This is a genomic window from Streptomyces hazeniae (assembly GCF_031845485.1).
GTDB classification, from domain to species: domain Bacteria; phylum Actinomycetota; class Actinomycetes; order Streptomycetales; family Streptomycetaceae; genus Streptomyces; species Streptomyces hazeniae.
Window position 1 is genome coordinate 107,795 of record NZ_JAVREQ010000003.1, and the last position, 18,403, is coordinate 126,197.

Annotated in this window: 21 protein-coding genes; 14 read left to right on the forward strand and 7 right to left on the reverse strand. The window is 72.9% G+C overall.

Features of this window, described 5'->3' with window-relative positions:
• Nucleotides 1-27: 27 nt before the first annotated feature.
• Nucleotides 28-438: an aspartate 1-decarboxylase gene (gene panD, locus RM572_RS05660; protein ID WP_311672173.1), complete on the forward strand. Its 411-nt coding sequence runs from the start codon at nt 28-30 to the stop codon at nt 436-438.
• 41 nt (nt 439-479) lie between these two features.
• Here panD and RM572_RS05665 read toward each other — a convergent pair whose 3' ends face one another.
• The 4 genes from RM572_RS05665 to RM572_RS05680 form a co-directional block, all read right to left on the reverse strand.
• Nucleotides 480-1,262, reverse strand: coding sequence for an ABC transporter permease (locus RM572_RS05665; protein WP_311672174.1), 783 nt, complete (start codon nt 1,260-1,262; stop codon nt 480-482).
• Complete coding sequence (locus tag RM572_RS05670) at nt 1,259-2,263, reverse strand: ATP-binding cassette domain-containing protein (RefSeq protein ID WP_311672303.1); 1,005 nt, start codon at nt 2,261-2,263, stop codon at nt 1,259-1,261. Before RM572_RS05670 ends, RM572_RS05665 begins: the two co-directional genes overlap by 4 nt.
• Before the next feature lie 149 nt (nt 2,264-2,412).
• Nucleotides 2,413-3,255: a DUF4097 family beta strand repeat-containing protein gene (locus RM572_RS05675; protein ID WP_311672175.1), complete on the reverse strand. Its 843-nt coding sequence runs from the start codon at nt 3,253-3,255 to the stop codon at nt 2,413-2,415.
• An 83-nt stretch (nt 3,256-3,338) separates the two neighbouring features.
• Nucleotides 3,339-3,857 carry a hypothetical protein gene (locus tag RM572_RS05680; protein WP_311672176.1) on the reverse strand — a complete coding sequence of 173 codons (519 nt, stop codon included), beginning with the start codon at nt 3,855-3,857 and terminating at the stop codon, nt 3,339-3,341.
• A gap of 395 nt (nt 3,858-4,252) precedes the next feature.
• On the opposite strand from RM572_RS05680, the gene RM572_RS05685 reads away from it, so the two are divergent.
• From RM572_RS05685 to RM572_RS05715, 7 genes are all read left to right on the forward strand, one after another.
• Complete coding sequence (locus tag RM572_RS05685) at nt 4,253-5,377, forward strand: hypothetical protein (RefSeq protein WP_394813530.1); 1,125 nt, start codon at nt 4,253-4,255, stop codon at nt 5,375-5,377.
• 63 nt (nt 5,378-5,440) lie between these two features.
• Nucleotides 5,441-6,532 carry an NADH-quinone oxidoreductase subunit B family protein gene (locus RM572_RS05690; protein ID WP_311672177.1) on the forward strand — a complete coding sequence of 364 codons (1,092 nt, stop codon included), beginning with the start codon at nt 5,441-5,443 and terminating at the stop codon, nt 6,530-6,532.
• Nucleotides 6,533-6,639: 107 nt separating this feature from the next.
• The gene (locus tag RM572_RS05695; RefSeq protein ID WP_311672178.1) at nt 6,640-8,442 is read left to right on the forward strand and encodes a nickel-dependent hydrogenase large subunit; all 1,803 of its coding nucleotides are present in this window, start codon (nt 6,640-6,642) and stop codon (nt 8,440-8,442) included.
• A complete protein-coding gene (locus RM572_RS05700; protein ID WP_311672179.1) occupies nt 8,435-9,082 on the forward strand; it encodes a NifU family protein in 648 nt (215 codons plus the stop codon). Before RM572_RS05695 ends, RM572_RS05700 begins: the two co-directional genes overlap by 8 nt.
• Entirely contained in the window at nt 9,079-9,672 is a 594-nt protein-coding gene (locus tag RM572_RS05705) for a DUF5947 family protein (RefSeq protein WP_311672180.1), read from the forward strand. Before RM572_RS05700 ends, RM572_RS05705 begins: the two co-directional genes overlap by 4 nt.
• A 24-nt stretch (nt 9,673-9,696) precedes the next feature.
• Nucleotides 9,697-9,903 carry a hypothetical protein gene (locus RM572_RS05710; RefSeq protein WP_311672181.1) on the forward strand — a complete coding sequence of 69 codons (207 nt, stop codon included), beginning with the start codon at nt 9,697-9,699 and terminating at the stop codon, nt 9,901-9,903.
• A gap of 35 nt (nt 9,904-9,938) precedes the next feature.
• Nucleotides 9,939-10,082 (forward strand): hypothetical protein, encoded by a 144-nt coding sequence (locus RM572_RS05715; protein ID WP_168711332.1) that lies wholly within the window; start codon nt 9,939-9,941, stop codon nt 10,080-10,082.
• Nucleotides 10,083-10,163: 81 nt separating this feature from the next.
• On the opposite strand, the gene RM572_RS05720 is transcribed toward RM572_RS05715, so the two are convergent.
• The 3 genes from RM572_RS05720 to RM572_RS05730 form a co-directional block, all read right to left on the reverse strand.
• Nucleotides 10,164-10,598, reverse strand: a complete 435-nt coding sequence (locus RM572_RS05720) for a VOC family protein (protein WP_311672182.1) — start codon at nt 10,596-10,598, stop codon at nt 10,164-10,166.
• 113 nt (nt 10,599-10,711) lie between these two features.
• Complete coding sequence (gene leuE, locus RM572_RS05725; protein ID WP_311672183.1) at nt 10,712-11,365, reverse strand: leucine efflux protein LeuE; 654 nt, start codon at nt 11,363-11,365, stop codon at nt 10,712-10,714.
• Nucleotides 11,366-11,444: 79 nt separating this feature from the next.
• The gene (locus tag RM572_RS05730; RefSeq protein ID WP_311672184.1) at nt 11,445-12,104 is read right to left on the reverse strand and encodes an acetoacetate decarboxylase family protein; all 660 of its coding nucleotides are present in this window, start codon (nt 12,102-12,104) and stop codon (nt 11,445-11,447) included.
• A 187-nt stretch (nt 12,105-12,291) separates the two neighbouring features.
• Here RM572_RS05730 and RM572_RS05735 point away from each other — a divergent pair, with 187 nt between their 5' ends.
• Genes RM572_RS05735 through mnhG form a run of 6 tightly spaced genes read left to right on the forward strand, consistent with a single transcriptional unit; the run spans nt 12,292 to nt 18,382 of the window.
• Complete coding sequence (locus tag RM572_RS05735; RefSeq protein ID WP_311672185.1) at nt 12,292-15,150, forward strand: Na+/H+ antiporter subunit A; 2,859 nt, start codon at nt 12,292-12,294, stop codon at nt 15,148-15,150.
• On the forward strand, nt 15,147-15,611 hold the full coding sequence (locus tag RM572_RS05740; protein WP_311672186.1) for an NADH-quinone oxidoreductase subunit K: 465 nt from the start codon (nt 15,147-15,149) through the stop codon (nt 15,609-15,611). The genes RM572_RS05735 and RM572_RS05740 overlap by 4 nt, the downstream gene beginning before the upstream one ends.
• On the forward strand, nt 15,608-17,143 hold the full coding sequence (locus tag RM572_RS05745; protein WP_311672187.1) for a Na+/H+ antiporter subunit D: 1,536 nt from the start codon (nt 15,608-15,610) through the stop codon (nt 17,141-17,143). Before RM572_RS05740 ends, RM572_RS05745 begins: the two co-directional genes overlap by 4 nt.
• A complete protein-coding gene (locus RM572_RS05750; protein WP_311672188.1) occupies nt 17,140-17,712 on the forward strand; it encodes a Na+/H+ antiporter subunit E in 573 nt (190 codons plus the stop codon). The genes RM572_RS05745 and RM572_RS05750 overlap by 4 nt, the downstream gene beginning before the upstream one ends.
• The gene (locus RM572_RS05755; RefSeq protein WP_311672189.1) at nt 17,709-17,975 is read left to right on the forward strand and encodes a monovalent cation/H+ antiporter complex subunit F; all 267 of its coding nucleotides are present in this window, start codon (nt 17,709-17,711) and stop codon (nt 17,973-17,975) included. The genes RM572_RS05750 and RM572_RS05755 overlap by 4 nt, the downstream gene beginning before the upstream one ends.
• The gene (gene mnhG, locus RM572_RS05760) at nt 17,972-18,382 is read left to right on the forward strand and encodes a monovalent cation/H(+) antiporter subunit G (protein ID WP_311672190.1); all 411 of its coding nucleotides are present in this window, start codon (nt 17,972-17,974) and stop codon (nt 18,380-18,382) included. Before RM572_RS05755 ends, mnhG begins: the two co-directional genes overlap by 4 nt.
• Nucleotides 18,383-18,403: the final 21 nt, after the last annotated feature.

Below are 18,403 nucleotides of genomic sequence, written 5' to 3' on the forward strand. Positions count from 1 at the left end.
ACCGGCACAGGACGTGAGGACCCTCCCATGTACCGCACCATGATGAAGTCGAAGATCCACCGGGCCACCGTGACCCAGGCCGACCTGCACTACGTCGGCTCGCTGACCATCAGCTCCGATCTGATGGAGGCGGCCGACCTGCTGCCGGGCGAGAAGGTGGACATCGTCGACGTCGACAACGGCGCGCGCCTGTCGACCTACGTGATCGAGGGCCCGCGGGATTCGGGCGTGATCGGCATCAACGGTGCCGCGGCCCGGCTGATCAGCCCCGGCGACCTGGTGATCATCATCTCGTACGCCCAGGTGTCCGACGAGGAGGCCCGCGGTCTCAAGCCGAACGTGGTGTTCGTGGACGGGGACAACAAGGTGGCCCTCACGGGCCACGACCCGGCCGACGCGCCGGAGGGCAGCGGCCTCCTCCGGGGCGACCTCGCGTGACGAGGGGGGTGGCGGCCCTCCCGAGCCCGCCACCCCCTCGGTCAGCGCGTGGTGGTGCTGTTGAACAGCGAACGCGACCAGACGTAGCCGACCAGGGCGATGCCCGCGCACCAGGCCAGCGAGATCCAGCCGGCGGAGCCGATCTGCGATCCGGAGAGCAGGCCGCGCAGCGTCTCGGTCATCGGCGTGAAGGGCTGGTGCTCGGCGAACCAGCGCAGGCCCGGCGACATCGAGTCGGCCGGGACGAAGGCCGAGCCCAGGAACGGCAGGAACTGGACCAGCAGCGGCTTGTTGCTCGCGGACTCCACCGTCTTGGAGATCAGGCCGAGCGCCGCCGACAGCCAGGTCACCGCGAAGGCGACGGCCGCGAGGAGGCCGGCCGCGGCCAGCCACTCCAGCGCACTCGCGTCCGACCGGAAGCCGAGCGCGAAGGCGACGGCCACGACCAGGACGAGGCACACCATCGTCTGGAGCACGCTGCCCACGACGTGGCCCGTCATGAACGACGAGCGGGTGATCGCCATGGTGCGGAAGCGGTTGATGATGCCCTCGGTCATGTCGGAGCAGACCGCGATCGAGGTGGACATCGCACCGGCGGCCACACCCATGATGATGATGCCGGGGGTCAGGTACTCCAGGTAGGCGGCCCGGCCGCCGCCCATGCCGGCACCGATCGAGTCGCCGAAGGCGTACACGAACAGCAGCAGCATCAGGATCGGCGTCAGGGCGCTGCCGAAGCCCACTGCCGGATAGCGGATGGCGTGCTTGAGGTTGCGCCGCAGCATCGTCGTCGAGTCGTGGACGGCGTGGGTGAGGGTGCTCATCGCAGGGTCTCCTTGACGGGAAGCGGGGTGCGGACGCCGGCACCGGCGGTGCCGTCGCCGGTCAGGGCGAGGAAGACGTCGTCGAGGTCGGGGGTGTGCACGGAGAAGCCGGCCGCCCGCGCACCTGCGGCGTCGAGGCGGTCGAGCAGCGCGCGCAGCGCGTCGAGGCCGCCGTCACCCGCCACGCGCAGGGCGAGGTTGTCGTCGTCGCGTGACGCCTCGGGGAAGGCCGCGGCCGCGCTCTCGTAGGCGGCGAGGCCGGTGAAGGTCAGGCGGACGTGGCTGCCGGGGATCTGCGCCTTGAGGGCTTCGGCGGTGCCCTCGGCGATGATCCGGCCGCCGTCGAGCACGGCGATCCGGTCGGCGAGCTGGTCGGCCTCCTCCAGGTACTGCGTGGTGAGGAAGACGGTGGTGCCGCCCTCGACCAGCGAGCGCACCGTCTCCCACATGGTGCGGCGGCTGCGCGGGTCGAGCCCGGTCGTCGGCTCGTCCAGGAAGATCACCTGCGGGTCGCCGACGAGCGTCATGGCGATGTCGAGCCGCCGCCGCATACCGCCGGAGAAGGTCGCGGCCCGCTTGTGGCCGACGTCCGCGATCCCGAACCGCTCCAGCAGCGCCCGCGCCCGGGACCGGCCGTCGCGCCTGCCGAGGCGCAGCAGGTCGGCCATCAGGAGCAGGTTCTCCTCGGCGGTGAGCAGGTCGTCGAGCGCGGCGAACTGCCCGGTGACGCCGATGGCGGCACGGACCCCGTCCGGCGAGGCGGCGATGTCGTGGCCGGCGACCTGCGCCCGGCCGCCGTCGGCGCCGATGAGGGTGGAGAGGATCTGCACGGTCGTGGTCTTGCCGGCGCCGTTGGGCCCGAGCAGGGCGAACACGGTTCCGGCCGGGATGTGCAGGTCGATGCCGTCGAGCACGGTCTTGTCGCCGTACGACTTGCGCAGACCGACGGCGGACACGGCGGCGGGCGGCGCCGCCTCGCCCGCTCGCCTGGACGTGGGCATGACAGATGAAGGCATGGAGTCCTCCTGGTCGAAGACAGAGGTGAAGGGTGTGGTGAAGGGGATGCGGGGCCCGGGGTGCCCGGCAGGCAGGGCCGGCGCTCGGGCCCGGCCCGGGAAGGGCCCCGGGCCGGGCACCCGGGGACGGGCGCTCAGGCTCCGGCGCGGCGCACGTCGATCGTGCCCCAGCGGGTCCTGGCGAGGATCTTGACGGTGTCCTCGACCTCCTCCGGGGGTCCGGAGTCGGCGAGCGCGTTGCGCACCTGGCCGCGCTCGGAGCTCACGTCGAGCCAGGCGGCGGTACCGGCGCGGACGCCCACCTCGATGGCGCCGTACGAGTTCTCCATCGAGACGGTGCCGCGGGCGACTTCGGCGACACGCAGCGTGCCGTGGGCGACCGTCGCGGCCACGGAACCCTCGGCACGTGCGACGTCGACGTTGCCGTGTGCGCCACGCACCCGCAGGTCGCCGAGCGCGGCACCGACGCTCGTGGCGCCGTGCGAGTTCTTCAGCACGGCGGGGCCGTCGACGGTGCCGACGCGCACCCCGCCGAAGCTGGTGGCGATGTCGGCGCTCCCCTCGACCCGGTCGACGTGCACCGAGCCGTGGGAGGTGACCAGCCGGAGCGGGCCGGTCGTGCCGAGGCGGGTGTCGCCCGACGAGATCTTCACGTGGACCTCGCCGAGCCGGCCCTCGCCGAACACCTGGGTCCAGGAGCCGGTCACGTCGACGCGGGAGCCCGCGGGCAGTTCGACCGCGACGTCGACGGCACCGCTGGGGCCCACCATGCGGCGTTCCTTCGTCCTGACGGTCAGGACGCCGTTCGCGTACCCGACCTCGGTCTGCTCGGCGGCCCGTACGTCCCTGTTCCGCTTCGGGTCGCGGGGGCGCACCTCGACGTGCGTGTCGGCGCGGTCGGCCGCGGCGACGCGGAGGGAGCCGGCCCCCACGTGGAGGGTGGCCGTAATCGGCTCGGGAGTGTCGAAATCAGGCATGGCGGTACCGTCCTCATGAGTCCTTGGAGCGTCCCTGCAGGTGGGACGTGGTGTGGGTGGAAGGCGGGCGGGCGTGGGCGCGGCTAGCGCACCCAGCCCGTGAAGCTCTGGGCGACAGTGGGGGTCCTTCCGGCGGGGCGCGGGTGCGCGCCGCCGTCGACCGCTGCCGAGACGGCTCGCACCAGCCACGCGTTGACCGACAGCCCCTCGCCGCTCGCGGCCTCCTCGGCGCGTGCCTTGAGGTGGGCCGGAAGACGCAGGTTGACGCGTGCGGTGGCACCGTCGTCGCCGTCGGCGGGAGCGGGCGCCTTGAGCGTCTCGACGGGCCGGGCCACCGCTTCCGCGGCATCAGGACCGCCGGGCGGCGGCGTGACGACGAAGTCGGGATCGAGCCCGCGCAGCCGCACGTCCACCGACCCCGGGGCGAGCTCGCGGGTGATCTCGTCCATCGCGGCGGAGAGCACGTTGAGCATGGCCAGCCGGGTCGCCGACTCCAGCGGGGCGGTGAGCCGGTCGGCCAGCTCACGGGCTTCCTCCCCGCCGGCTTCGGCGGCCACCGCGAGTTCACGGCGGAGTGTGTCGACATACGGGGTGAGATCCATGACGCCATAGTGACACCACAATGGCGCCACATGCAAGCCCTTACGGCATCCATCCCGCGAGAGACGCCCACACCCACGCCCTGATCTGCGAGAACGGTCGCAGATTCAGTGGCGCCACGATGACACCAGAGACAACAGCACACTGCTCGGCGGCGCAAAGTGGCGCCATCCGGCGCCAGAACGATGCCATGCCGCGCCACGCATGACGCCAGGCATCCAGGGGGCGGGCCGCGCCGCCGGACGGGTGCCGCCACACCCCGCCACGTCCCCGAGTGGGCGCCCCGAAAGCGACAAAACACGCATAACACCCCGAACCGTGCGAACGTTGTCCCGCAGGTTCGCCGGGTGCCGACGCGCTGCCGCCGTCAGCCCCCAGGAGAGGGAACGGAGCCCCGATGCGGAACGACACGGACGGCACGGCACCCGCGACGCCGGTCGCGGACCCCGGCCCGCGCTTCGACCGGGCGAGCGCGGTCGCCGACGCCGTCCTCTACGAGGGCTACCTCCTCTACCCCTACCGCCGCTCCTCCGGCAAGAACCGGGTCCGCTGGCAGTTCGGGCTGCTCGCGCCGCGCCGGTGGATCGAGGCCGACGGCCCCGTCACCCCGGTGCTGGCCGGCTCCGCGGAGTCCTGGCGGCAGCAGACCGAGTGCCTGTGCGAGGCCGCCGACGACGCCGTGGTGCACGTCCGCGTGCGCCACCTGCAGTTGCAGCAGCGGCAGGTCGAGCGGCGCGAGCCGGACGGCACGTTCACTCCGGTGGACCAACTGGAGGCCGGCGGCGAGGTGTACCTCCCCTTCGACGAGGCGGTGCCCCACGAGACCGACCTGACCGTCCCGCTGGCGGAACTGCTCGCCGACGGCGGACGAGGACGCGGCTTCCCGGTGCGCTCCCCCGGCGGCGAGGAGACCGAGGAGCTGCCCGGCGGGAGCGGCAGGCTGGTCCGCCGCAGGCGGCCCGTCGCGGCGACGGCCACCGTGTCCGCCGAACCTCTCGACACCGGCCGCCCCGCCTTCCGCCTGCGCATCCGCACCGAGAACACCGACACCTCCGTCGGCCCGGACACCCCCCGCGAGGAGGCGCTGCGCCACGCGCTGATCGCCACCCACACGCTCGTCGGCGGCCACGGCCTCGCCTTCGCGTCGCTCGCCGACCCGCCCGCCTGGGCCGAGCCGTACGCCCGCGGCTGCCGCAACGAGCACACCTTCCCCGTGCTCGCGGGCGAGCCGGGCAGCCACGACCTGGTGCTGTCCTCGCCGATCATCCTCTCCGACCACCCGCAGGTCGCCCCGGAGAGCCCCGGCGACCTGCACGACGCGGCGGAGATCGACGAGATCCTCTCGCTTCGCACACTGCTGCTCACCGACGAGGAGAAGCGCGAGGCCCGGGCGACCGACCGGCGCGCCGCCGAGATCCTCGACCGGGTGGACGCCATGCCTCCGGAGGTCTTCGCCCGGCTGCACGGCACGATCCGCTCGCTGCGCCCCTCCCCCGACCCCTGCGACCTCACCGACCACTGACCCGGCGGGCCCGGTGACCGCCACCGACCGACCCCGCGCACGGCTGCCAAGGAGGCCGACCACATGACCATAGACAGCGGCACCACCCAGACCGACGGGCAGGCGTCCCGCGGGGCCGGGCGCAAGGGCTTCGACGAGGTCGACATCCTGTGGATCTCCGAGGGCCTGAGCTGCGACGGCGACACCGTGTCGATGACCGCGTCCGGCCAGCCGTCCATCGAGGACGTCGTGATGGGGCTCATCCCGGGGCTGCCCAAGGTGAACCTGCACAACAAGGTGCTGTCGCCGACGATGGGCGGCGAGGAGTACCTCGCCCCCTTCCGGGCCGCGGCCCGCGGCGAGGCCGCCAACCCGTTCATCCTGGTCATCGAGGGGTCGATCCCGAACCAGAACATCATCGAGGGCGACGGCTACTGGACCTCGTTCGGCAACGACGAGACGACCGGCGAGCCCCTCCCCCTCAACTGGTGGCTGGACCACCTGGGCCCGCACGCCTGGGCGGTCGTGGCGGCGGGCACCTGCGCCACGTACGGCGGCATCCACGCCATGGCGGGCAACCCCACCGGCGCCATGGGCCTCGCCGACTACCTGGGCTGGGACTACCGCTCCGCGGGCGGGCTGCCCATCGTCAACGTGCCGGGCTGCCCGATCCAGCCGGAGAACTTCATGGAGACCCTGACCTGGGTCCTCTACCACGCGACCGGCGCGGCGCCGCCGCCCCCGCTGGACGAGATGCTGCGCCCGCAGTGGCTGTTCGGCAGGACGGTGCACGAGGGCTGCGACCGGGCCGCCTACTACGAGCAGGCCGACTTCGCGAAGGACTACAACTCGCCCAAGTGCCAGGTCAAGGTCGGCTGCTGGGGCCCCGTCGTCAACTGCAACGTGCCCAAGCGCGGCTGGATGAACGGCATCGGCGGCTGCCCCAACGTCGGCGGCATCTGCATCGGCTGCACCATGCCGGGCTTCCCGGACGCGTTCATGCCGTTCATGGACACCCCTCCGGGCGGCGGCCTGTCGTCGGTCCTCATCCGGCCCTACGGCGCCTTCATCCGGCGGATGCGCGGCATCACCAACGCCGTGGTCAACCAGGAACCGAAGTGGCGGCACAACGAGGACGCGGTGACCACCGGCTACGACCCGCACTGGCGCGCCTGAACCGCCGGCCCGACCCGGGTGCGGACCGGCGACGACCGGCCTTCACCTCCCCGCACCTCCCCGCACCTCCGCACACAGCGACGCAGACGAACGAGATGGGAACTGACATGACGGCAACCGAATCCCGGGCCGGGACCGGAGAGCGCCAGCCCTCGCAGATGGTGGACATGGCGTGGGACCCGATCACCCGGATCGTCGGGAACCTCGGCATCTACACCAAGATCGACTTCGCCAACCGCGAGGTCGCCGAGTGCCACAGCACCTCGTCGCTGTTCCGCGGCTACTCGGTGTTCATGAAGGGCAAGGACCCACGCGACGCCGGCTTCATCACCAGCCGCATCTGCGGCATCTGCGGCGACAACCACACCACCTGCTCCAACTACGCGCAGCAGATGGCGTACGGCATCAAGCCGCCGCCGATGGCGGAACTGATCACCAACCTCGGCGAGGCGGCCGAGTACATCTTCGACCACACCATCTACCAGGACAACCTGCTCTTCGCCGACTACTGCGAGGCGATGGTCAAGCAGACCAACCCCGGCGTCCTGGACCAGGCCGAGCGCACCCCCGCCCCCAAGGCCGAGATCCACGGCATGCGGACGATCGCCGACATCATGCGCGCGTTCAACCCGTTCGAGGGGTCGGTCTACAAGGAGGCGCTGAAGGTCAGCCGCGTCACGCGCGAGATGTTCTGCCTCATGGAGGGGCGGCACGTGCACCCGTCGACGCTCTACCCGGGCGGCGTCGGCACGATGCCGGAGCCCACCGTCTTCACCGACTACCTGACCCGGCTGGTCGGCGTCCTGGACTTCGTGAAGAAGTCCGTGGCGCTGTGCGACGACGTCTTCGACTTCTTCTACGAGGCACTGCCCGGCTACGAGGAGGTCGGCCGCCGCCGCATCCTGCTCGGCTGCTGGGGCGCCTGGCAGGACCACCGGGTGTGCGACTACCGCTACGCGTCGATGAACGAGTGGGGCAAGGCGATGTACGTCACCCCGGGCATCGTCGTCGACGGAGAGCTGCGCACGAACGACCTCGTCGACATCAACCTCGGCATGCGCATCCTGCTGGGCAGCTCCTTCTACGAGGACTGGACGAACGAGCAGCCGTTCGTCACCCACGACCCGCTGGGCAACCCGGTCGACATGCGCCACCCGTGGAACCAGACGACCGTCCCGATGCCGCAGAAGCGGGACTTCGGCGGCAACTACAGCTGGGTGATGAGCCCGCGCTGGTACGACCAGCAGTCCGGCGACCACCTGGCGCTCGACACCGGCGGCGGCCCCATCGCCCGCCTCTGGTCCACCGCGCTGGCCGGTCTGGTGGACGCCCGCTACGTGAAGTCCACCGGGCGGAGCGTCCAGATCTCGCTGCCGAAGAGCGCCGCGCTGCCGGAGATGACGCTGGAGTGGAAGGTCCCGCAGTGGAGCAACACCCTGGAGCGCGGCCGGGCCCGGTCCTACTTCGTCGCCTACGCGGCGGCGATGGCGATGCAGTTCGTCGAGGAGGCCCTGCAGCTGGTGCGTGCGGGCGAGACCCGCGTCTTCACCGACTTCGAGGTGCCGGACGAGGCCATCGGCTGCGGCTTCCACGAGGCGGTGCGCGGCGTCCTCTCCCACCACCTGGTCATCAAGGACAAGAAGATCGCGAACTACCACCCGTACCCGCCGACGCCGTGGAACGGCAGCCCGCGCGACAGCTACGGCACCCCCGGCCCGTACGAGGACGCGGTGCAGGGCCAGCCCATCTTCGAGGAGAACGGCCCGGAGAACTTCAAGGGCGTCGACATCATGCGCACGGTGCGCAGCTTCGACCCGTGCCTGCCGTGCGGGGTGCACATGTACCTCGGCAAGGGCAACGAGCTGAAGAAGGTGCACTCGCCGAACTTCGGGACGGCCGGCCATGGGTGACGCCTGCTGCGGCGGTGGCGCCGCTTCCGGGACCGCGCCCCCGGCCGGTACGACGGGCGCGCCGCCCCCCGTGCCGCCCGCCGTGCCGACCGGCCGACTCGACGACGCGGCCGTCGGCGAGCGCCTGGCCCGCGCCGACGACCTCCTCGGGCGCGTCGAGGGCGTCGCCGGCCCCACGACCGAGGCGGCCGTCGCGGCCGTGCAGACGCTCGCCGAGATCTACGGCGAGGCGCTGGCGCGCGTCCTGGACCTGGCCGGAGAGGAACTGCGCGCGCGGATGGGCGCGGACGAGCTGCTCGCCCACCTGATGGTGCTCCACGAACTCCACCCCGAGCCCGTGGAGGCGCGGGTGGCCGCCGCCGTGGAGCGCGTACGGCCCGGCGTGCAGGAGCACGGCGGGGACGTCGAACTCGTCGGCATCGACGGCACCGTGGCGACCGTGCGCCTGCAGGCGAAGGGGTGCGGGACGTCGGCGGCGACGCTGGAGGACGCGGTGCGCGAGGCCGTGCTGGGCGTGGCGCCCGAGCTGACCGAGGTGCGGCGGGCACCGGCCGGGGGCGGCTCCGACCAGGCATTCGTGCCCCTCGATACGCTGACCGTCGCCCGCCCGCCGTCGGTGACCGCCGGGGAGCGGACATGAGCACGGGCGCGCTCGCGCGGGTCGTGCGCGGCGCCGGGGCCCGGCGCGCGGCGCGCGCCGCCGAGCACTGCGACATGTGCCGCGCCCCGGTCGCCGCCACCCACCGGCACATGCTGGACACCGCGCGCGGGGAGATGCTGTGCGTCTGCGTGCCCTGCACTCTGCTCTTCGAGCAGCAGGCGGCGAGCAACGGGCACTTCCGGCTGGTGCCGCGGCGGCGCAGGCGGCTGGCTCCCCTGTCCACCGAGTCCCTGGGCGTGCCCGTCGGGCTGGCGTTCTTCGTACCGGACGCCGACGGCGGCGTGGAGGCGCACTTCCCCGGCCCGGCAGGTCCGGCACAGGCGGAGGTCGACGCCGCGGCGTGGCGACGGCTGGGCGAGGAGCACCCGGAACTCGCCGCGCTGGAGCCCGGCGTGCAGGCGCTGCTCGTCAACACCGTGCGCGGGCAGCAGCACCACTGGATCGTCCCGCTCGACGACTGCTTCCGCCTGGTCGCCCTGGTGCGGCAGGAGTGGCGGGGCCTGTCCGGCGGCGGCCGGGTCTGGCCCGAGGTCGAGCGCTTCTTCACGGAACTCACCGAGGACGACTGACGGACGCAGCGAAAGGAGACCGTCATGGGTCGCATACGCGTCGGAAGGCCCGACACCAAGCCGGACGCCACCTCCCACGTGCCCGGCATCCACGAGGGAAACGCAGGCCCCTACGAGAGCCAGCCGGGCCACCACCCGGACGGCACCGCCGACTCCCGGCGCTCCACCGGAGTGCAGTGGAGGAAGCACGACCCGGTGTCCGACACCATGCCCAACCTCCCCCCGGGCTGAGCCCCGCCGAACCGGTACCAGGAAGGAGCGTCACCATGGCCATGGCCAGAAACGTGCTCATCGCACAGGGCGCACTGCTCGGCGGGCTGGCGCTCGCCCTGCTCGTGCGCGAGTTCCCCGGCCTCATCCGGGAGATCAGGATCATCCGGATGATGGACGACCACGCCGGCGCGCGATAGCCCGCGTCGAGGAGGGGCCCCGGTGGACGCCTGGCGTCCGCCGGGGCCCCTTTCCTGGCGCGCATTTCCTGACGCGAACGGTCAGTCGAGGCAGAACTCGTTGCCCTCGACGTCCTGCATCACGAGGCAGGACTCGTCCTCCTCGTCGGCGGGCAGCAGGCGCACGCGGACGGCGCCGAGCGCGACGAGCCGTGCGCATTCGGCCTCCAGCGCGGCCACGCGCTCCTCACCCACGAGCCCGGTGCCGGTCCGCACGTCGAGGTGCAGGCGGTTCTTGACGGTCTTGCCTTCGGGAACGCGCTGGAAGAACATCCGCGGCTCGGTGCCCACGGGATCGATCCACGCGTACGCCGGCCCCTGGTGCCCGTGCGGCCGTGCGCGGTCGGCATCACTCCAGGTGGCGAAACCCTCCGGTGGCGGCGGCACCTCGTACCCCAACGCCTCGCGCCAGAAGCGCGCGACGCGCTCCGGTTCCGCGCAGTCGAAGGTGATCTGGATCTGCTTGATCGACGGCATCGGCCCATCGTAGAAGCGGGATGTGCGTCGTCTCGAAGGGTTTTCGGCGAGCGCCGCACCGGCCCGGGGCCCGCCCCTCCTCCCACCGGGGCGGCTCAGGGCTCTGTGCGGGGTCAGCTCGCCAGGGAGAGCTTCGCGGCGAAGCCCAGGAACGCCGTTCCGGCAGCGGCCGACGCGCCGGCCTGGAGGCGGCGGCGCCGGCGGAATGCGGCTGCCAGCCGCGTACCGGAGAAGATCAGCACGGACAGGTAGGCGATGCTGAACAGCTGCGCCCACAGCCCCAGCGCGACGAACGACAGCGCGGGGTGCGGGTAGGCCGGGTCCACGAACTGCACGAAGAACGAGACGAAGAACAGGATCGCCTTCGGGTTGAGCAGGCTGGCCACCAGCGCCCGCCGGTACGGCCGTTCCCCCGTGCCGGCTGCGGCCTCGGCCGGAGCGTCGGGCGCGCGGCTCTCGCCCCGGCGCCGCCAGAGCCGCCAGGCCCCCCGCAGCAGGCCGACGGCGAGCCAGGTCAGGTACCCGGCCCCCGCGAACTTCACCACCGCGAAGGCCAGCGGGCTGGCCTGCAGCAACGAGGCCACTCCGCCCGCGGAGAGCGCCATCAGCACTGCGTCGCCGCACACCACTCCGCCCGCCGCCTGGTACCCGGCGCGCACGCCGCGCCGCGCCGCGACCGACACGACGTAGAGCGAGTTCGGTCCCGGCAGCAGAATGATCAGCGCGAGCCCCACCAGGTAGGTGGGGAGATCCGTTATCCCCAGCACGAGACGCAGCCTGGCACGGCCCCGCGTAAGGTGCATAACGCGTTTTGCCATGCGGACACGCGCACCGCCGGGGCCTCTCTCAGACGCCGGGGGCCGCGCGCCCGAAGGCGAACCGGAAGCCCCGCAGCGCCACGGTCGCCGTGGGCCTGCGCCCGTCGAGGAATCCCAGCGGACCTCCCCCGTCCACGGTGAACCGGGCACGCCGCCCCACGTACGGACGGCCGGTCACGCGCAGCGGCACGCGCACCGCCTCCCCGCCCACGTCCTGCACCAGGTGGGCGCGCACCGGAAAGGGCCCGGGCAGCGGCACGCCCGTCCGGTGGTCGCCGTGCACGGTCCCGCCGTCCGCGGTCGTCAGCCGCGCCCGGAGGCGGGAGGCGTCGCGGCTGAAGACGAACACACCCCGCTCCTTCGGGATGCCCCACAGCTCCCGGCCCCCGCGCAGGGACCGTTCGTCGTCCACCCATCCGGCGACGGCCGTCCCGGCGATCCGCCCGCGGTGGGTCACCGCGAGGGCCGCGAGCAGTTCGCGGTAGGCCAGCACGCCGGGGGGCCGGTAGTCCACCCAGAACGTGACCAGGGTGACCTTGCCGCCGACGACGAGGGGCCGTGCCCCGTGCGGCAGCCGCCATCGCGGCACCTCCCGCACCGGCAGCCGCCACACAGCGGCGTCCATGTCCCCGGCCAGCCGCCACGGCTCGGGCGGTGGCGCGCCTGGTGTTTGATGCCGCGTCGGCACGGTACTCACCTCATCGGTCCGCCGTCTCCCGCAGGCACAGCATGCCCGGGCGAAAGGCCGTCACGCCGCGACTCCACCCTCCGGGTGTGCCGAACGGGGCGGGTGGCCGGTGCGGCACCGCGTGGTGGCCCGGTCCCGGCGGACGGGCGAGCGATGATGCCCGGAAGCGCATCAGGGAGGACGGACCGTGTGGTTCCTGTTGGCCGCGCACGCGGGAGTCGCGGCGGCTCTCCCCTGGGCGGCGCGGCACGCGGGGCGCGCGGTGTGGCTGCTCGCGGCACTCGTCCCGCTGGCCACGGTGACCTGGGGCGCCGTGCAGGCGGACCGCGTGCTGGCGAACGAGCCCGTGGTGGCGCGTCTCGACTGGGCGCCCTCCCTGGGCCTGGTCCTGGACCTGCGGCTGGACGCGCTCGCGCTGACGATGCTGTGGGTGGTGGGCGGCGTGGGTACCGCCGTGCTCGTCTTCGCCCGCACCTACGTCGAGCGGGACGCGGGCCGCGAGGCCGGGCTGCTGCTGGCGTTCGCCGGGGCGATGACCGGCCTCGTCCTGGCCGACAACCTGCTGGTGCTCTACGTGTTCTGGGAGCTGACCACCGTCGTGTCGTTCCTGCTCATCGCGGGGCGGGGCGAAGGGGCGGAGCGGCGGGCCGCGGCGGAGCGGGCGTTGCTGGTGACGGTGGCGGGTGGCCTGGCCATGCTGCTGGGGCTGGTGATGCTGGGCGAAGCCGCGGGCAGCTACCGGATCTCCGAGGTCCTGGCCGATCCGCCCCGGGGCGGCACGGTCGGCGCGGCGGTGGTGCTCGTCCTGGTCGGAGCATTCGCCAAGTCCGCGCAGATGCCGCTGCACGGCTGGCTGCCCGCCGCCATGGTCGCCCCGACACCGGTGAGCGCGTACCTGCACGCGGCCGCCATGGTGAAGGCGGGGGTGTATCTCGTGGCCCGGCTGGCGCCCGGCTTCGCCGAGGTGCCCGTCTGGCGGCCGCTCGTGCTCTGCGTGGGGCTGCTCTCGCTGGTACTGGGCGCCGTGCTGGCGCTGCGGGAGACGGACCTCAAGCGGCTGCTCGCCTACGGGACGGTGAGCATGCTCGGCATGCTCACCGCGCTGTTCGGCGCGGGTACCCGGACGGCCGCACTCGCCGGTGTGGTGCTGCTGCTCGCGCACGCGGCGTACAAGTCGGCGCTGTTCCTGACTGTCGGGATCCTGGATCGCCAGGCCGGGACCCGGGACCTGCGGGAGCTGTCCGGGGTGGGCAGGCGATGGCCGCTGTTCGCCTCGGTCGGGGCCCTCGCCGCGGCCTCGCTGGCGGGACTGCCGCCCCTGGTCGGTTTTCTCGGCAAGGAGACGGCCCTGGAAGCCTTCCTGCACGGCTACGGGCTGCCCGCACGGCAGGGGCTGCTGGTGGGCCTCACGTTGGGGGCCGCCTTCACCGTCGCCTACGGCGCCCGTCTGGTCCGCGGAGCCTTCGGCGGCCGTCCGGGCGATTCGGCGGCGCAGGTCTCGCCCCCGCCCGCCGCGCTCCTCGCCCCGACGGCCGCGCTCGCCGCGGCCGGAGCGGTGCTGGGCGTCTGGTACACGGGGACCGCCGACCTGGCCACCGCGTACGCCCGCGCCTTTCCGCCAGGGCCGGAAGGTGCGTACAAGATCAGCCTGTGGCACGGCTTCACGCCTGTGCTCGGGCTCTCCGCACTGACGTTGGCCGCCGGTGTTCTGGTGTTCCTGCTGCGGGACGCCGTGGCCCGTGGCGCGGTGCGAGCGCTGGGCAGGCGATTCCGGCCCCCGGGCCCCTCACTCGGCTACCGCGCGGTCGTGCAGGCGCTGGGGGTCGTCGCCGTGGGCGTCACCCGTCGTACCCAGGCGGGCTCGCTTCCGGCCTATCTGACCGTGCTGCTGGCCACGGTGCTGCTGGTGCCCGGCGGTGCGCTTCTGCTGGCCGTACCGGAGCTGGACGACGTGCCCCTGTGGTGGTCGCTGATGGAGGTGCCTCCCGCTCTCGTGGTGGTGGCCGCCGCCGTCGCCGTCGTCGGCATCACCCACCGGCTGACGGGCGTGCTGCTGGTCGGCGCGGTCGGGTACGGCGTGGCGGGGCTGTTCCTGGTGCACGGCGCGCCGGACCTGGCCCTGACGCAGTTCCTGGTCGAGACGATGACGCTGGTCGTGGTCGTGCTGGTGCTGCGGCGGATGCCGGCCCGGTTCACGCCGGGACACACCGCTCGGAGGGTGCGCACCCTCCGCGGGGCGGTGTCCGTCGGCGTCGGCGTGCTGGTGGCCTTCTTCGCCCTGGCGGCAACCTCCGGGCCGCGGGTCCGGCCCGCCTCGGAGGAGTTGCTGCTGCGGCTGAAGGAGACGGGCGCCTACAACGCGGTGAACGCCGTCGTGGTCGAGTTTCGTGCCCTGGACACGCTCGGGGAGATCTCCGTTCTGCTGGTGACGGCGATCGGCGTGGTGAGCCTCGTCCAGGTCAGGGGACGCAGCGGGGAAGTCCTGCCCTCGCGGCCCTCGGCGGTTTCCGGTCCGGCGCGGCGGGCGGGGGACCGACGAGCAGCCGGGGCGCGGGCGCACTGGGACGAACCCCGGGGAAGGTGGCTCCCCGGAGCGCACGAACGGCCCGGCTTCGAGCGGTCCGTGCTGCTGGAGGTGGTCACCCGCCTGCTCTTCCTGTCCATCGTGGTGTTCTCCCTGTTCCTGCTGTTCTCCGGTCACTACCGGCCCGGCGGAGGCTTCGCCGGGGGCCTGGTGGCCGGCCAGGCGCTGGTGCTGCGCTATCTGGTGGGCGGCCGGGCCGATCTGGGCCTCACCCTTCCGGTGCGCCCGGGCGCGGTTGCGGGCGGCGGGCTGGCGGTCGCGGCCGTCACCGCGCTGCTGCCGATGGCGGCGGGCGCGCCGATGCTCACCAGCACCCTCGTCACGGCGCACCTTCCCCTGCTGGGTGACCTGAAGTTCGCCACCAGCCTCTTCTTCGACGTCGGCGTCTACCTGGTGGTCGTCGGCGTCACCCTGAAACTGCTGTCGGCCGTGGGCACGTCACTGGAGGACCGCACCGCATGAGAACTCTCGACGTGACCATGGCCCTCACCGTGGGAGTGCTGTTCGCGGTCGGCTTCTACCTGATGCTGCAACGGCCGCTGATGCGCATCGTGCTCGGGTTCCTGGTACTCGGCCACGGCACGAACCTGCTGCTCCTGGTGGCCGGAGGCGGACCGGGACGGGTTCCCGTGGTGGAGGGCGGCGCTGCGTCCGGGAACCTCGGGCGGTTCGCCGACCCGCTGCCGCAGGCTCTGGCGCTCACCTCGATCGTCATCACCTTCGGCCTGTCGGCCTTCCTGATGGCTCTGGCATACCGGTCGTGGCGGCTTTCCGGCCACGACGAGGTGCAGGACGACCTGGAGGACCGTCTGATCGGCACCACGCGCGAACGGGCGGGCGAGGACCCGGCGCTGGTGGACGTCCCGCCCGTGGAAGAGGGCGACGTGCCCGGTACCGACGGACGGCGGGGAGGACAGCCGTGACGGTTCTGCTCGCCCTTCCGGTGCTGGTGCCTGTGCTGGCAGCGGGGATGTCGCTGCTGACCCGGCGTCACGTGACGATGCAGACGGCCAGCGTCGTCGTGCTGGCGACCGTCCTCGCGGACGCGGTCGCGTTGTTGGTGCTCGCCGACCGGCGGGGGCCGCTCGTGCTGCGGGCGGGGGGCTGGGACGCCCCGGTCGGCATCACCCTCGTCGCCGACCGGCTGTCCGCCCTGCTGCTGAGCGTCGCCGTGGCGGTGGCGCTCGCGGTGCTCGTCTTCGCCATCGGGCAGGGCGCGGCCGAAGAACGGCCGGGCACCGCGAGCGTGTTCCATCCGGCCTACCTGCTGCTGGTGGCCGGGGTCGCTCTGGCGTTCCTCACCGGAGACCTGTTCAACCTGTTCGTCGCCTTCGAGATGATGCTCGCGGCGTCGTACGTGCTGATCACCCTGGACGCCGGCGAGCCACGGACCCGCGCCGCGATGACGTACGTCATCACCTCCCTGGTCTCCTCGCTGCTGTTCCTCACGGCGATCGCCCTCCTCTACGCCGCCACCGGCACGGTCACGCTCGCCCAACTGGCCGGCCGGGTCGACTCCCTGCCGGAGGGACTGCGGACCGCGCTCGGCCTGCTGCTGCTGGTGGTCTTCGGCATCAAGGCCGCGCTGGTGCCGCTGCACTTCTGGGTCCCCGACAGCTATCCCACTGCTCCCGCCCCGATCACCGCCGTGTTCGCGGCGCTGCTCACCAAAGTGGCCATGTACGCGATCCTGCGCACGCAGACCCTGGTCTTCCCGCGCACGGACCTCTGGGTCCTGGTGGCCGTGGTCGCGGTGGCGGCGATGCTGCTGGGCATCCTCGGCGCGATCGCCCAGGAGGACGTGAACCGGGTGCTTGCGTTCACCCTGGTCAGCCACATGGGCTTCATGCTCTTCGGCCTGGCGCTCTTCGACGTCGCCGGACTCACCGGCACGATCCTCTACATGGTCCACCACATCGTGGTGCAGGCCGCGTTGTTCCTCGTCGCCGGGCTCGTGGTGGCCCGGACCGGCACGTCCGCGCTGCACCGGATGGCGGGCAAGGCTGCGCCCAGCGCGGTGGTCGCGCTGCTGTTCGCGTTGCCCGCGCTGAGTGTGGCCGGCGTGCCGCCGTTCTCCGGGTTCGTGGCGAAGGTGGCGCTGCTCCAGGCCGGCGTCCGCCACGGCACTCTCCTCGCGTACGTGCTGGCCGGGGCCGCGGTGCTCACCAGCTTGCTGACCCTGTACGCCATGTCGCGGATCTGGCACCGGGCCTTCCTGCGCACGGAGCGGCCCGAGGCGGAGACCACGCCGGCAGCGGGGCGCCACACCGGCCGGCCGGGCGCCGGGCGAGGCGCCGGAAGCCTGATGGTGGGCGCGACGGCGGGGATGGCCGTGATCGGCCTCACCGTGGCCCTGGCTGCCGGTCCGCTGGCGGACATCGGGGCACGTGCGTCCCAGGATCTGCTGCGCCCGGACTCCTATCGCAGTGCCGTGCTGAAGGGGGCGGGACGGTGAAGAAGGTCGTCCGGCGGCTGCCCTCACTCGTCTGGTTGTGGCTGCTGTGGCTGCTGCTGTGGGGCGAGGTCAGCACGCTCACCGTGCTCGGCGGGTTGGTCGCCTCCGCCGCGGTGCTGGCGGCGTTCCCCCTTCCCCGCGACCGGCCGTACGCCGCGCTGCGGCCCCTGCGGCTCGTCCGCCTCCTGGCGTACGTCGTCGTCGAGGTCTTCGCCTCCGCTGCCACGGTCGCCTGGGCGGCGCTGCGTCGCGGGCCCGCGACGAGAGCCGCCGTCCTGGAGGTGAGGTTGCACTCCGACACCGACTTCCTCATCACCGCCACGGCCGTGCTGACCACCCTCACACCGGGCGATCTGGTGGTCGAGATCGACCGCGAGCGGCGCCTGCTGTACGTCCACACTCTTCCGGTGCGCGACCGCACGGCCGCCGAGCGCCGTCGCGCCGGGGTGCGGGACGCGGAACACCGCGTCATCCACACGCTCGCGCCGCGCGGCGCGGAGCCCCGCCCCGGAGGGACGTCCGCACATCCCGACCGCCCAGGCTCCGGCCCCGAGGAGGACCCGCCGTGAACGTCGTCTTCGCCGTCACCCTGACCATGGTGTCCGTCGCCGGACTCCTCACCACCGTGCGGCTGCTGCGCGGGCCCGGCGCCCTGGACCGGATCGTCGCCCTCGACATGCTCGTGACGCTCATCGTCGCGGGGGCGGCGACGGGCATCGCCGCCCGTCGGGAGACCACGAGCCTGCCGGTACTGGTCGTGCTCGCGCTGCTGGCCTTCGTCGGCACGGTGACGGCGGCCTACCTCGTCGAGCGCCGGGAGGGCATGCGATGACCCCCGACCCCGGGACCGTCCGCGATGTCGTCGCCGCCGTCCTGCTCCTGAGCGGAGCGACGTTCTGCCTCCTGGGCGCGGTGGGAATGCTGCGTTTCCCCGACACGCTCTCCCTGCTGCACGCAGCCGCGAAGGCCCAGACCGCAGGGCTGCTGCTCGTCCTCGCGGGAACGGCTGTGCAACTGCCCCTTTCCTACGCGCTGATGCTGGCCCTTGTGGCGCTGTTCCAGCTGGTCACCGTGCCGGTCACCGGTCAGGTCGTCGGACGTACGGCGTATCGCACCGGCGCGATCGACCCGGAGCGCCTGGTCGTCGACGAGCTGGGCGAACGCCTCGCCCGTGAGCGGGCGGCGACGTCGGGGCGTGATCCGGACGGCGGCGGGGCCGCCTCGGACGCCGACCGCTGACGCGACGCCCGCCCGTCCGGC

Bases quoted from the DNA above. Each gene is read 5' to 3' on its own strand.
- RM572_RS05685 (WP_394813530.1), top strand. From the start codon at position 4,253: ATGCGGAACGACACGGACGGCACGGCACCCGCGACGCCGGTCGCGGAC.
- RM572_RS05700 (WP_311672179.1), top strand. From the start codon at position 8,435: ATGGGTGACGCCTGCTGCGGCGGTGGCGCCGCTTCCGGGACCGCGCCC.
- RM572_RS05740 (WP_311672186.1), top strand. From the start codon at position 15,147: ATGAGAACTCTCGACGTGACCATGGCCCTCACCGTGGGAGTGCTGTTC.
- RM572_RS05705 (WP_311672180.1), top strand. From the start codon at position 9,079: ATGAGCACGGGCGCGCTCGCGCGGGTCGTGCGCGGCGCCGGGGCCCGG.
- RM572_RS05675 (WP_311672175.1), bottom strand. From the start codon at position 3,255: ATGCCTGATTTCGACACTCCCGAGCCGATTACGGCCACCCTCCACGTG.
- RM572_RS05690 (WP_311672177.1), top strand. From the start codon at position 5,441: ATGACCATAGACAGCGGCACCACCCAGACCGACGGGCAGGCGTCCCGC.
- RM572_RS05695 (WP_311672178.1), top strand. From the start codon at position 6,640: ATGACGGCAACCGAATCCCGGGCCGGGACCGGAGAGCGCCAGCCCTCG.
- RM572_RS05710 (WP_311672181.1), top strand. From the start codon at position 9,697: ATGGGTCGCATACGCGTCGGAAGGCCCGACACCAAGCCGGACGCCACC.
- RM572_RS05720 (WP_311672182.1), bottom strand. From the start codon at position 10,598: ATGCCGTCGATCAAGCAGATCCAGATCACCTTCGACTGCGCGGAACCG.
- mnhG (WP_311672190.1), top strand. From the start codon at position 17,972: ATGACCCCCGACCCCGGGACCGTCCGCGATGTCGTCGCCGCCGTCCTG.
- RM572_RS05680 (WP_311672176.1), bottom strand. From the start codon at position 3,857: ATGGATCTCACCCCGTATGTCGACACACTCCGCCGTGAACTCGCGGTG.
- panD (WP_311672173.1), top strand. From the start codon at position 28: ATGTACCGCACCATGATGAAGTCGAAGATCCACCGGGCCACCGTGACC.
- RM572_RS05715 (WP_168711332.1), top strand. From the start codon at position 9,939: ATGGCCATGGCCAGAAACGTGCTCATCGCACAGGGCGCACTGCTCGGC.
- RM572_RS05670 (WP_311672303.1), bottom strand. From the start codon at position 2,263: ATGCCCACGTCCAGGCGAGCGGGCGAGGCGGCGCCGCCCGCCGCCGTG.
- RM572_RS05665 (WP_311672174.1), bottom strand. From the start codon at position 1,262: ATGAGCACCCTCACCCACGCCGTCCACGACTCGACGACGATGCTGCGG.